Raw genomic sequence first — 13,098 nt, forward strand, 5'->3', positions numbered from 1 at the left:
ACAAAAAGGACTGGAAGGAGACCCCCCATGCCGGGACAAAAAAAATCACCCAAGCGCAAACGTCGTTTCGTCCGGCTTGCTACATTTCTGTTTGTGCTCCTTGGCCTATCCATCATCGCCGGCGGCATTCTGCTCGCCTATTTATTTATAACGCCGCTGCCCGTCGCGGAAACATCCCGCTACTCGCGTCTGCTCGACAGTCAGGGAGATTTGATCGCCACCTTCTCTACTACGGGACACACATCCGAGCAGGTAAACCTGGCTGATATATCTCCCCTTCTGGTCCAGGCAACTTTGGCGGTAGAGGACCGGAAGTTCTACGATCATCCGGGGTTTGATGTAAAAGGCATGGCCAGGGCCGTCCTGGTGAACCTGCAGCATATGGATCGCAAACAGGGAGCAAGCACATTAACCCAACAGCTCGCACGAAACTTATACCTATCTCATGAGAAAACATGGACACGCAAACTCAAGGAGGCCAAATTCACCGCCCAGCTTGAGATGAAATATACCAAAGATCAGATACTCGAAATGTACCTGAACGAGATTTATTACGGCCACGGTGCTTATGGCATCGAGTCGGCGTCACAACTGTACTTTGGCAAATCTGCAAAAAAACTGACCTTGGCCGAAAGCGCCCTGCTTGCCGGCATTCCAAAAGGGCCAACGTATTACTCACCCTACAATCATATGGACAATGCAGTCAAAAGACAGCATATCGTCCTGAACGCCATGGCGGAGACCGGATTTATTACGGAGACCGAAGCCGATAAAGCAGCCACAGCCAAGCTCGCCTTGCTGCCCCAGGACCGACAGGAGAACAAGGTGATTGCTTCCTACTTTCGCGACTACGTCCGCGGTCTTGTCACCAAGCAGCTCAACATGACGGAGAAGCAGCTCGAACAAGGCGGTCTTAACATTTATACGACCCTGGATCCTCAGGCACAAAAGGCTGCGGAAGAGGCCGTAGCGGAGGGCATGGACAGCAAGAGCGAGCTGGAGACGGCACTCGTATCCATCGACCCGCGGACCGGCCATATCAAAGCCATGGTTGGCGGCAAGAACTATCGCGAGAATCAATACAACCATGCGCTGGCTAAAACAAGGCAGCCTGGATCGGCTTTTAAGCCCATCATGTATTTAACCGCCATTGCATCCAAAGAGATGACAAGCACCAGCGTGTTTAACAGCCAGCCGACCCTATTTCATTATGATAACAATCGCAAAACCTACCAGCCCAGCAACTTTGGCGATAAGTATCTAGGGGAAATTCCGATGCGGGAAGCCATCGCCGCTTCGGACAATATATATGCTGTGAACACCATCATGCAGATTGGACCGGACAAAGTCGCTGACATGGCGAAAAAAATGGGCATCACAAGCCCGCTGGAGCCTGTCCCTTCCCTTGCTCTGGGCACCTCGCCTGTCAGCCCTTTGGAGATGGCCTCCGCCTACGCTGTCATGGCTAATAACGGTACTCGGGTCTCACCGGTCGCCGTACTGAGCATTACCGATGCGGCTGGCCGCAGCTTATATACAGCTCCGGAAGCTGCGGGGGAACAAATTGTTGAGCCCTCGGCAGCTTATGTGATGACACGCATGATGGAGGGCGTATTCGAGACCGGAGGAACGGGTAACCGCGTCTCTACTCTAATGAAGCGACCGGTCGCCGGGAAGACGGGTACAACCGACTCCGATGCCTGGCTTGTCGGGTATACCCCGGAGCTGTCTACCGCGGTATGGGTTGGATATGACAAGGGACGGGAAATCAGCAAAATTGACGGACGGCGGGCAGCCCCTATTTTTGCACAGTATACGGAGACCGCACTGGAGAACGTGCCGCCCAAGATTTTTCCGATCCCGGATGACGTCATCAGCGCGTATATCGATCCGACGACAGGCAAGCTTGCAGGCTCTGATTGTCCCGATAAAATTCTGGAGGTATTCGTGAAGGGTACGGAGCCTACCGAATATTGTGGCGAGCACGGCAGTGGAGAGGCCCCGAAGAAAGCCAACCCTGCAGATGCTGCCGAGAAACAGGAGGAACGTTCCTGGTGGCAGGATTTTAAACGATGGTGGGTTGAGTAACACCAGAAACAACGCCATGCCCCAAAAAAACAGCAGGCTCTATCCCGGTAATCCCGAGAGAAAAGCCTGCTGTTTTTCATTTATTGCATATGTAAATACAACCCGTTAAAAGCCCGTGATATATCCGATCATGGAGTTGCCCAGTATGACGATCACGAGCATCACTGCGACATAAACCAGCAGAATCGCGTACAGTGGATCCAAACCGCCAACCATTCTTCTCTTATAGCTAGTCATGACCAATAGCGGTACGGTCATCAGGGTGCTAATGAAGGAAAGAAGGATGATCACTTTCGATATATCTCCATTCAGGAACAGGAACAGTAGGCTGACAACATAGAGCATAAGGAATAGTGTCAGCAAAGTGCCGAACCTGGCCATCACTTCCTTGAGCTTCACGGCCGGGTTAAACGACAGCTTGACCGCAGCGTAAGTAAAAACATTCAACAGGAACATAAATAATGCGATCCAAATGACAGGCTTAACGACAAGCTCGGCAAAGGCCCCCGCAGGCAAACCCTGCAGTTCATGGTGAAGCGTTGCATATATCGTGAGCGGAAGCAGCAGAACATACAGCAGCATGGATACCATCGCGTTTAAGAACTGACTGCTGTCTGTGGCGACAGCCGCGCTGAACGGATGTTTGATCCCCTTAAGAAAGTATTCCCCATAGAGCTGTCCATACAATTTCAAGCTGGTCCAATAAGGATTCGGTTCCTCTTCTGCCTCTTCCCCATGCTGCCGACCTGCCGTTTGAAATGGAATGTCGGGCGGGGTATACACAGGCAGTGCGGGCTCTCCTTGGTTCGTCTGAGGTCTATCCCCTTTGCTGCTTACGCTTGTTCTATTGATGCTGTATACTTCCGATGCCGCCGCTTGCTCTTTCATGGCAGCAAAAACGGGTGACTCCTCGATAATCAGCCTTGCCCCACACTTCTTGCAATACTTCCCCTCTCCCGTTTCATATCGACATATTGGACAAGTCATACTCCTGCCTCCCCTGTTTATACACATCCGCAAATAGAAGGATAGGTATTCGATTATGTACACATTCGAGTCGAAACGATGGCCTAGCCCGCTTAAGATGTGATGAGTTTATGTAGCGCTGGGCCGCAGGTTAACTTCTTGTGTGAATTTACATCTTTTTGCTAATAGTATAAGTTGGCCTGTAATGAAATGGAAGGATTTTCTGAAAAAAGACGATGCACCTAACTGCTGCAGTTGTTCATACTATAGAGCTTGCAGATTTATTCTTAGACTGTGAAGCACTCGTGAACAATCAAACATTCGTTTGAATATAGTGTGGAAATCGGGTATATTATGATTAACAATCAAATAAACGTTTGAATATATAAAGTAAAGAGCACTTATTGCTCCTCATTCAAGGAGGTTGTTTTTTATGAATGCCCGAACCATGAACGAAGAAGTCTCTCTTGAGCTGTGCGAAATAGAATGTCCTTCCACTGAAAGGGTTGCCTTGTTAAAAGACACGATCTCTGACGATGACATGAGCGGCATGGCGGAGATCTTCAAGGCCTTGGCAGACCCCACACGAGTTAAAGTGGCCTATATGCTGGATCGAGGTGGCGAGCTATGTGTCTGCGATGTGGCTGAGGTGCTTGGAAGCTCTACGGCAACAGCCTCCCATCATCTGCGCACGCTGAAGAACAAAGATATCGCCAAGTCCCGCAAAGCCGGGAAAAATGTATACTATTCCCTTAAAGACGATCATATCCGGACATTGCTTCATATGACGCTGGAGCATCAGAAGGAGAAGATGTAGATGAGCGCGAACCATCCGCAGCTTTCCAAATCATCTCCTGGCGCAAGTAACAGCCCACTTATTGAATATCGGGTTCAAGGCCTCTCTTGTCCCAACTGCACACGTGAGATGCAGGAAGGGATCCAGAAGCTGGACCACGGGGACAACGCCCGCCTGAGTTACAACAGCGGGAAGCTGATCCTCTCCCCCCATGTGGATCTATACCAGGTAGAGACCATTCTGAAAAGTGACGGCGCCCGTATCGTTCATGCCCCCCTATCAGCCTCTTCGGATGCTGATGCGGACACTCATGACCCTTCATCCCATCAGCATCAACCGTCACATGGGCATGACCACGGTCATGCTCATGAGCAAAGTCATGGCGGCGATGGAAAAATGAAGTGGCTGCTAACCATCTCGGCTGTTTTTTATCTGCTGACCTTTATATTGGAAGGTAACGTTGCCGAGCCGGTTGTAATCGCATTGTATGCAGGTGCCATGATTCTGAGCGGATATACAACGTTCTTGCGCGGGCTGCGCAACCTGACCCGCTTCAAATTCAATATGGACACCCTGATGACCGTTGCACTCATTGGTGCTGTCATTATTGGGGAATGGCGGGAAGCCACGCTGGTTGCCATTCTGTTCGGCCTTAACGAGCTACTGGAAGGCTACGGCATGAATCGGGCCCGGCAATCGATGGAGGCGCTGCTGGCCGCGGCACCGAAGGAAGCCGAGCTGTGGAAAGACGGTCAGGCCAAGCTGGTACCGATCACAAGCCTCTCTCCCGGTGATGTGGTCCGGGTAAGACCAGGCGAGAAAATTCCTTCCGACGGTGCCATATCCCAAGGAACCGGCGCTGTCAACGAGGCTGCCATTACGGGAGAATCCGTGCCTGTAACGAAACGGGAAGGCGATGCTGTCTACGGTGGCAGTGTAAGCACCGATGGTGTGCTTTACATCGCGATTTCGAAGGCCTACGAGGATTCTTCCCTTGCCAAGATCATGCATCTGGTACAGGAAGCGCAGGACAGCAAGACACCAACGGAGCTTTTTATTGATAAATTCGCTAAATATTATACGCCCGCCATCATGTTGATTGCGTTGGCCGTGACGCTGATTCCACCCTTATTGCTGAATCAGCCCTGGATGACCTGGATCTACCAGGGTCTGTCCATTCTGATCGTGGGGTGTCCTTGTTCACTCGTGCTTTCCTCACCCATTGCACTTGTCAGCGGTATGACCCGTGCAGCACGCAACGGTATCCTGATCAAAGGCGGGGTCCATCTTGAGCAGCTTGGCCGGCTGGAAGCCATCGCTTTTGACAAGACAGGAACGCTGACCAAGGGTGAGCCGGCGGTCTATGCGGAAACGGTATACGATGAGAATAAATTCTATGGTGTTATCGGCGCACTGGAGCAGTCCTCTCTCCATCCGCTAGCCAAGGCCGTCATGAAACATCTGGAGATCAAGCAGCCGCAGTGCATGTTTAATGAACCTCAGCAGATTACAATTTTGCCGGGCGAAGGGATTCGGGCTGAAATCGGCGGCAACTTATTCTGGGTTGGCAGCGAGGACGTGCTGAGACATGTTCAGGGACAGCAAGAACATATCCGCGCCGTGGAGGAAGACATCCGCCGATTGAAGAGCCAAGGCTACACCATCGTTGCAGCCGTAAGCGAGGAGCGCGTATTAGGTCAATTCGGACTCGCCGATGAGATCAGGCCGGAGACTGCGACTGTCGTTCGCAAGCTTCACGAGGCCGGTATCACCGATACGGTCATGCTGACAGGCGACCATGAGCAGTCCGCACAAACCATTGCGAAGCAGTCCGGGGTTACCCGTGTATTCGCAAGCCTGCTGCCGGAACAAAAGGTTGCCAAGGTCAGGGAGCTTTCTTCCCGTAAAAAAACCGGCATGGTCGGTGATGGCATTAACGATGCCCCTGCGCTGGCGGCGGCCGATCTTGGCATCGCGATGGGCAAAGGAACCGACAGTGCCATTGAAACCGCCGACGTGGTGCTGATGCAGGATCACCTTGGGAAGCTGCCCGGGGCCATCAAAACGGCTAGACGGGTTAATCAGATTATTAAGTGGAATATCGGGCTCTCCCTGTCGCTGAAAGCCATCGCACTGCTGCTCACGATCCCGGGATGGCTGACACTTTGGATTGCGATTATCTCGGACATGGGAGCAACCATTATCGTTACCTTGCTGGGTCTCACCATCCTGCTGGGCAAGGATAAGGAGTTAAAGTCAGGATATTAATAATACCGGAGCTGTATCCCTTGTGGAGCAGCTCCGGTTTTTGTTTTTTCTATCTCTCATTTTTTACATGAACTCGTGATTTAGAGAAACATTTTCCATTAGCCAGACGTTTAAATAGATGGGAGTGATAACCACCAAGGAGGAATTTCATGAAAACCGTTCAATTCATTAAATTAGCAGGCACCGCATCCTTAGCACTTTCATTAATGTTCACGTCTTCATCCCTCATAACCGTACCTGCCCATGCAGCAGAAGCCTCAACATCACAGAGCAAAGCCTGGGGCGCTCTGGATGTGAAGCATAAACCATATACAAATAAGGGCGTATTGTTTATACCGCTGAAGGAAGTTTCTGAACAGTTGCATCTGCAGCTTACGATTCCAGGGAAAAACGAGCTGTATATCAACAGTCCGAAACAATCTGTTCGCATTACAGTTGGACAGTCACGCGCAGTCAATGCCAAGGGCACCGTTCTGAAGCTTGAAGCTGCACCAGTGGTAAAAAAAGGTGTGACCTACGTTCCAGCCAGTCTCATTACCAAGGGTTTCAGCATTCCCCTCAAGTATGACAGTAAATCCGGGCTAACGACGACCTTTGGCTCACAGGGAGGCTATGCCTATACTGCTGTTGGCAATGTCCTGTTCTGGGTCAACCGCGATTATGGGACACTGTTGATGGGTAAAGCCGGAACCACGCCTGTCCAAGTCGGCCGTTTACCGGTTGAGAATCTGGAACTTCTGAGCATAAGCGCACATCGAATCAACAGCAGCACCTACGTTGCCGATATTACGAACGATTACGGCGAGCCGCATATTCATCAAGAGAGATACCGTGTGCTTATTCAAGACAACAAAATTCTCAAGGATTCCAAAACCAGCCACTCCAATTTTGCCGGGATCAATTACAGCAGAGACCAACTCAGCTACAAAGGCAACATCGCGATGATGAATGGCAGTACGCTGGAGCTGGTACATCCAACGGGTAAAACGGTCAAGACCTACAATCTCGCTGAGCTTACAGGCGTGGATGACCAATTTATAATCGAGGCCATTGAGGGAGACTTCCTGCTCGTCCGTCCGTATAAACAAGCTACACTGTACGTCGTACATCCTGCCGGCAGCACAGCGAAGCTGATCTATCCTGAACTTCTGGATGCCGATAGCAAGGACATGATTGAAGAGTATCCATCCAATGAAGTCGGCTATTTCGGTGACGGGCTGACTTATAAAGGATATGCCAATGGTAAGCTGAGTTTCGATTTCAAAAACCCTTTCTTGGGGAAAACCGCGAAGCACACCTACACACTGCCTTTTTAAAAAAACAGAAAACCTGCAGGATTCGTTATGAATCCTGCAGGTTCTTTATTATGTCAGGCTTATCATATAACTTGCCGATTTCATGATTCCGTTGTCTGAAGAGCATCCTTGAACTCGTCCGGCGAAGCATTCCACCATTCTTCGTTGCGTGAGATCAACAGTTCACGCAGCGCCTTCTTCTCTACATCACCCAGGCCATCCAGATTGATTTTGCGTTTCATGGCCGCATCCATTTTATTGACATGATCCGCGAGGATCTTCCAGCCTCGGCGGGCCTCATGGTCTATCCACATCTCGCAGGCAGTCATGCCTGCATAATGCTGACCTTCCACAGTACGGTCTACAGCCACCCACACGATCCACACCTGGCGTCCATTGGGAACGTCATCGCGATTCATGCTGAAACGAATTCCCTTCTCCACCTTGCTCTTGGCATGCATCGCTCCAATATCCACTCGAGCCTCACCATTGTCGATGATGACAGGAGACAAACTATTCAGATCGATGGAGCCTGATCCAAACCCCTTATGCTTACTCTTGCTATTAATAATATTCAAAGCAATCTGCTTCTTGGCACCCTGCTTCTGATCTTCATTCTCCACTGCTGCCGACCTCCTATATTCAGAGCCGATCCTTACGTGACGGCTGCCAAATTTGATAACCATGTCCCAATAATTTTATTTTAACTAATAATCCCCCAAAAGCAAACATATACATGCACTAGATGCTTGTCAACGGGAGGTTGTTCGATATGGTCCCACCACGTGCCAAAGTCTTTCTATCATCCTTGCTCGCCCTTGGATTGCTTGCAGGATCGATGCCGATATTTCTGAATCCAGGGTCCTCAGCGTCCGCCCTTGCCCCAAATGCGGGCAAGCCCTCGGTCTCCGCCGTGGAGAAGTCCCCTCTCTCGCCGCCTAAGGTGCAGCCTGATGTTCCCGCTCCGGCGCTGAGCGACCGTTTAGTGGAATATCACATGGATGTTCGGTACGAGCCTGAAGAGAACAAGCTTAAGGGCAAACAGACACTCACTTGGACCCATCCAGGCAAAAAAAGCGTAACTGAGCTGTACTTTCATTTGTATCCCAATGCATTTTCATCCAACGAAACAACGTTCATGAAGGAATCGGGCGGCAGATTGCGTTCTGATCCTATGCCTGATGACGGATACGGCTCCATGGCCATTACCAGCGTGAAAACAACCGAAGGCCTGGCCTTGACGCATCGCCTTCAATTCGTTCAACCGGATGACGGCAATATCAAGGATCACAGCCTTGTCAAACTAAGATTGCCAAAACCCATAAAAAGTGGGGAAAGCATCACCATCCATATGGAGTTTGAAGTCGAGCTTCCCAAAATATTTGCGCGCATGGGCACCACCGAGAATTTTATTATGGCTGGCCAATGGTTCCCTAAAATTTCAGTCTATGAGCCGGCAGGTCTTCGTGGAAGAACGGATGAGGGATGGAACCTCCATCAATATCACGGCAACTCCGAGTTCTATTCCAACTTCGGCATCTACAGCGTTCGAATCCGGGTTCCCGAAAATTATATTGTTGCCGCTACCGGATTCCCGACGAAGCCCGCACAGAAGACGAATGGCGAGAAGGTTTATCAATTCTATGCAGACGATGTCCATGATTTTGCCTGGTCAGCATCACCGAACTTTGTCACGGCAGAAGAAGCCTTCTCTGCGCCAGGTGTACCGGGTGTCCGCATCAAGCTGTACCTCGATCCTGTGCATAAAGACTTAAAGGACCGATACTTCGATGCTGCCAAATCCGCACTTGCTTCGTTTGGTAAATGGTATGGATCCTATCCATACTCCACGTTGTCCATCGTGGTGCCGCCTGAATCGGGCAACGGTGCCGGCGGCATGGAGTATCCGACGCTGGTAACTGCCTTCGGTGCCAGAAATGATTCACCGGGGTATGAGCTGGAACGAACCGTCATCCATGAGATCGCCCATCAATATTTTTACGGGATTATTGCGAATAACGAGTTTGAGGAAGCCTGGCTGGACGAGGCCTTTGCGACCTATGCTGAAGAGAGAGTGATGGAGAAGGAATACGGCATTACCTCCAACACCGCAGCTCAAGGAGCGTCGATTACCTCACCTGCACCGCTGAAAATGGATTCCTGGAAATACAGCTCCCACGAAAACTATGCACTGAACGTTTACACGAGAGGCAAACTTGTACTGCAAGGCATAGAACGGCAGGTCGGTCCGCGGATGATGGAGAAGATTCTGAACACCTATGCCCAGAAATACCGTTTCAAGCACCCCACCACGTCCGACTTCCAGAAGGTCGTTGAACAAGTAAGCAAAACCTCCTGGCAGTCTTATTTTGACCAGTATGTATATGGAAACCAAATGGCGGACGTCGCAATCGATCTGATCAAAACCAAAAATAAAGGGACGCAGGACAATCCAGAGTATGAATCTACGGTCAAGATTACAAGCAAAGACGGAGATGTAACCGATGTCCCGATCATATTTGCGTTCGAGGACGGCAAGACCGTGGAGCGAACCTGGAGTGGCAAGGACGGTAAAGTCACTTACACTCTGGACTACACCTCGCCGCTATCCTGGGCGATGGTTGACCCGAAATACTCCATGGTTCTTGAGAACAAACACATCAATAATTATATGAAGGCAGGAATGGATCCGAAAGTGGTGACACGCTGGAATCTCAGCATTACCAAACTCGTGGAGACGCTGTTCGGCAGCCTGTCATGGTGAGGGGGGAGCACATGAAAACTTATGCAGGCCAAGGGTGGACCAGTGTTAAAGACCAATTATACGTCTCTATTCTGCTCTTCTTATACCGTTTGCTGTGGGGATATTGCCTGTACCGACTTGTAAAATCAGCCGTCGTTCCCCTTCTGATGCGGTATCCAGACTCTGCACCTAACGAACTGAGCCGGCTATTGTTCTTCTACGAGGGAGAGATGAGCCTGACGTTAAGCAATACGGTCCATACCTACGGATGGCTTCTGGCTGGATTGCTGCTCATCCGGATGGTGCTCACCCCGCTCATACGGGCAGGCATCTTCTATAACCTCCACCAGGAAGCCCAAGGTGAACGCGGCTTGTTCTTCTTCACGGGGATGCAGAAGCTGTGGAAACCCGTGACGATATTCTATCTGATCGAGTTGATCCTCACCTTTGCTCCCGGCTACTGGATTGTGCCCAAAATTCTCCCGATCCTGCTCAACGGCATCCAGGAGCCCGCTCTGCTGCTCCACGCGCTGCCCTATACGGCAGGCTGGTTCCTGTACGCCTATCTGATTCGGATATCCCTGCTCTATATGCAGTTTGGCCGTATCGGTGATTCCGGTATGATCAGCTCTATTCTAACTCTCTTCAACAATCTGGGCACGGCAGTCCTCCTGTCCATAACCGTGGGCGGTGCCGCCGTTGTTATACTTCTGCTCCTTAGCTCTGCCTCACTCATCTGGGCAGGACTGATCGGTTTAATTATTCAGCAAGCCTCCTATTTTCTAAATGGACTTTTCCAAATTTGGGTAATTTCCTCCCAGTATCATCTGTGGAAATCATCATCCTCACAGCACTCCTAGAAGTTACATTTCGTTACAATAGTATGATCGACAGGCTCGCGAATAAACTGTAACCGGAAGCGACATGGATCTTAATCCCTGCCATTTTTACAGAAAATAGGATTTCATTTATCCTCCATATTACAAATTTCAGAGCGCGAAATTACAAAAAAACCCGTTCCAGCATGACTGGGACAGGTTTTTTTGTTTAAATATACACTTTCCTCGTTTGCCAAAATGTTAATACTCTGCTAAAATAACGAATATGTTAGTAACAACTTTGTCATCTTTACTGTAACTTTTGCTGGAACTATGTTATTTCGTTAATCATGTTGGAACGTCAGACGTCAATGAATGGGTTCATCAACATTTTAAGGAGCCGAATTCCCATATCGATTGGGAAGCGGGGGATCCGTTTTGGGTGAATTGATCTCGCAAGAGAGGGATCATAGGGGACCTTCAACCGAACCCTTAAGCTAACCTCGCAGGCATTGGAAGGAGCATTTCGTTTTGAAAAAGAAGTTAACGGCCGTTTCTCTCGGCCTGGCCCTCGCGCTCACATTAGGGACCGGAAGCGCTTTCGCCGATTCCAAATTAAATACCGCAATCAAACCAGCCATTGGTGTATCTTATAAAACAGGTGGAACCACAACAAATGGTTTTGACTGCTCCGGCTTCACCACCTATGTTTACAAGAAGCTTGGTCTCAGCCTGCCACGAACATCTACCGCTCAATACAAGGTAGGTACGGCAGTATCCAAGAGCAATTTGAAAGCTGGCGATCTCGTGTTCTTTAACACATCCGGTAAAGGTGTATCTCATGTGGGTATTTATGTTGGGGGTGGAAAGTTCGCTCATTCCTCATCTTCTCGCGGTGTCATTGTCAGTCCGCTAAGCCAAAGCTATTACGCACAGCGCTATGTGGGCGCTAAGCGAGTGATGAGTCAAAGCACGTACAAATCTGTAGCTGTAAACTACAACTAATTGGAACTTTATTGATTTATCCTTATAAGAGAGCCCTGGAGTTTTGAGATTGTGCCGATCTCACCCAGCGGCTTTTTTCTTTTGTTCACTGTGTATACCTCTATAACGTTTGGGACAACGAAAAAGTTCCCTCTTTTCAAAAAAAATATAAATTTATTAATTCAGAAACAACTTCATCAGCATTATTGGCAGCCCTTCATAAAGATCCTTACCTTTTATATACCCTTCCCGGCCTTCATTAAACGCATATTGGAAAATAATTGATTATACCTGACACTTCGACAGCTGATGCTATTGAAAAATAGCGAAAGTCATCAAGAAATAATTGCCAAGCTTGTTTGCTGTCTGATAGAATGGGTACAGTAACAACTTTGTCATTAATGTAAGTGCTTTAATACATAGATTACGATTGCCGAATTCCCATGGATATGGGAAGCGGGGGAACCATTTACGGGTGAATTGATCTTGCTGTCAAGGGATCATAGGGGACCTTCAACCGAACCCTCAAGCTAACCTCGCAGGCAGCGGAAGGAGCTCTTCATGCTGAAGAAGACGTTATCAGCGGCAGCCCTGAGTATTACGTTACTGTTCACTTCAGGCATTGGCAGCGTGTTTGCCGATAGTGCGCTGGACCAGGAAATTGATAAGGTATTGGGTACAAGATATAGTTATGGAGGTACAACCACGAGCGGATTTGACTGCTCCGGTTTTACCATGTATGTGTATGCCAAACTCGGCCTGAAGCTCCCGCATCAATCCGGCTCTCAATTCGATATGGGGACAAGCATAACCCGCAAAGATCTGCGGGCTGGCGATTTGGTGTTCTTCAACACAACGGGGAGCGGTATATCCCATGTTGGCATTTATGTAGGCGATGGCAAGTTCGCCCATGCCTCGTCGAATCGCGGTGTCGTCATCAACCGACTTGCTGAGGATTACTATGATCAGCGTTACGTCGGTGCCAAACGAATCATGAGTGATGATAAGTATGAACAATCGGCCGATACATCATCCTAGATGATAGAGGCTGACGATCCAGTGCACAGACCTACTGCCCGTTAAAGGAGAGCCCGCCTCTCTTTGACGGGCTTTTTCATGCAGCTCGCTCCCTTATATAAA

At 49.5% G+C, this 13,098-nt stretch carries 10 protein-coding genes and 2 riboswitches; of the genes, 8 read left to right on the top strand and 2 right to left on the bottom strand.

Annotation, left to right across the window (positions count from 1 at the left end; translation table 11 throughout):
- Nucleotides 1-27: 27 nt before the first annotated feature.
- The gene (locus tag PGL02S_RS26445) at nt 28-2,088 is read left to right on the top strand and encodes a transglycosylase domain-containing protein (RefSeq protein WP_036642912.1); all 2,061 of its coding nucleotides are present in this window, start codon (nt 28-30) and stop codon (nt 2,086-2,088) included.
- A gap of 105 nt (nt 2,089-2,193) precedes the next feature.
- Here PGL02S_RS26445 and PGL02S_RS26450 read toward each other — a convergent pair whose 3' ends face one another.
- Nucleotides 2,194-3,075 (bottom strand): hypothetical protein, encoded by an 882-nt coding sequence (locus tag PGL02S_RS26450; protein ID WP_036642910.1) that lies wholly within the window; start codon nt 3,073-3,075, stop codon nt 2,194-2,196.
- Nucleotides 3,076-3,487: 412 nt separating this feature from the next.
- Here PGL02S_RS26450 and PGL02S_RS26455 point away from each other — a divergent pair, with 412 nt between their 5' ends.
- The 3 genes from PGL02S_RS26455 to PGL02S_RS26465 all read left to right on the top strand — a co-directional run bounded on the left by PGL02S_RS26455 (nt 3,488) and on the right by PGL02S_RS26465 (nt 7,434).
- A complete protein-coding gene (locus tag PGL02S_RS26455) occupies nt 3,488-3,871 on the top strand; it encodes an ArsR/SmtB family transcription factor (protein WP_006207484.1) in 384 nt (127 codons plus the stop codon).
- Nucleotides 3,872-6,118, top strand: a complete 2,247-nt coding sequence (locus PGL02S_RS26460; RefSeq protein ID WP_036642908.1) for a heavy metal translocating P-type ATPase — start codon at nt 3,872-3,874, stop codon at nt 6,116-6,118.
- A gap of 149 nt (nt 6,119-6,267) precedes the next feature.
- The gene (locus PGL02S_RS26465; RefSeq protein WP_036642905.1) at nt 6,268-7,434 is read left to right on the top strand and encodes a copper amine oxidase N-terminal domain-containing protein; all 1,167 of its coding nucleotides are present in this window, start codon (nt 6,268-6,270) and stop codon (nt 7,432-7,434) included.
- Between the two features lie 80 nt (nt 7,435-7,514).
- Here the strand turns inward: PGL02S_RS26465 and PGL02S_RS26470 are convergent, their stop codons facing one another.
- Entirely contained in the window at nt 7,515-8,036 is a 522-nt protein-coding gene (locus PGL02S_RS26470) for a YwhD family protein (RefSeq protein ID WP_036642903.1), read from the bottom strand.
- Between the two features lie 149 nt (nt 8,037-8,185).
- On the opposite strand from PGL02S_RS26470, the gene PGL02S_RS26475 reads away from it, so the two are divergent.
- The 4 genes from PGL02S_RS26475 to PGL02S_RS26490 all read left to right on the top strand — a co-directional run bounded on the left by PGL02S_RS26475 (nt 8,186) and on the right by PGL02S_RS26490 (nt 12,996).
- Nucleotides 8,186-10,177, top strand: coding sequence for a M1 family metallopeptidase (locus PGL02S_RS26475; protein WP_036642901.1), 1,992 nt, complete (start codon nt 8,186-8,188; stop codon nt 10,175-10,177).
- Nucleotides 10,178-10,188: 11 nt separating this feature from the next.
- Entirely contained in the window at nt 10,189-11,016 is an 828-nt protein-coding gene (locus PGL02S_RS26480) for a hypothetical protein (RefSeq protein WP_036642899.1), read from the top strand.
- 346 nt (nt 11,017-11,362) lie between these two features.
- Nucleotides 11,363-11,501: riboswitch (cyclic di-AMP (ydaO/yuaA leader) on the top strand.
- Between the two features lie 4 nt (nt 11,502-11,505).
- Nucleotides 11,506-11,979, top strand: a complete 474-nt coding sequence (locus PGL02S_RS26485; protein ID WP_006207479.1) for a C40 family peptidase — start codon at nt 11,506-11,508, stop codon at nt 11,977-11,979.
- Between the two features lie 400 nt (nt 11,980-12,379).
- A riboswitch (cyclic di-AMP (ydaO/yuaA leader) is annotated at nt 12,380-12,518 on the top strand.
- 4 nt (nt 12,519-12,522) lie between these two features.
- Nucleotides 12,523-12,996, top strand: a complete 474-nt coding sequence (locus PGL02S_RS26490) for a C40 family peptidase (RefSeq protein WP_036642931.1) — start codon at nt 12,523-12,525, stop codon at nt 12,994-12,996.
- Nucleotides 12,997-13,098: the final 102 nt, after the last annotated feature.

This window comes from Paenibacillus glucanolyticus NBRC 15330 (assembly GCF_004000885.1).
Lineage (GTDB): Bacteria > Bacillota > Bacilli > Paenibacillales > Paenibacillaceae > Paenibacillus_AQ > Paenibacillus_AQ glucanolyticus.

Bases quoted from the DNA above. Each gene is read 5' to 3' on its own strand.
- PGL02S_RS26445 (WP_036642912.1), top strand. From the start codon at position 28: ATGCCGGGACAAAAAAAATCACCCAAGCGCAAACGTCGTTTCGTCCGG.
- PGL02S_RS26450 (WP_036642910.1), bottom strand. From the start codon at position 3,075: ATGACTTGTCCAATATGTCGATATGAAACGGGAGAGGGGAAGTATTGC.
- PGL02S_RS26455 (WP_006207484.1), top strand. From the start codon at position 3,488: ATGAATGCCCGAACCATGAACGAAGAAGTCTCTCTTGAGCTGTGCGAA.
- PGL02S_RS26460 (WP_036642908.1), top strand. From the start codon at position 3,872: ATGAGCGCGAACCATCCGCAGCTTTCCAAATCATCTCCTGGCGCAAGT.
- PGL02S_RS26465 (WP_036642905.1), top strand. From the start codon at position 6,268: ATGAAAACCGTTCAATTCATTAAATTAGCAGGCACCGCATCCTTAGCA.
- PGL02S_RS26475 (WP_036642901.1), top strand. From the start codon at position 8,186: ATGGTCCCACCACGTGCCAAAGTCTTTCTATCATCCTTGCTCGCCCTT.
- PGL02S_RS26480 (WP_036642899.1), top strand. From the start codon at position 10,189: ATGAAAACTTATGCAGGCCAAGGGTGGACCAGTGTTAAAGACCAATTA.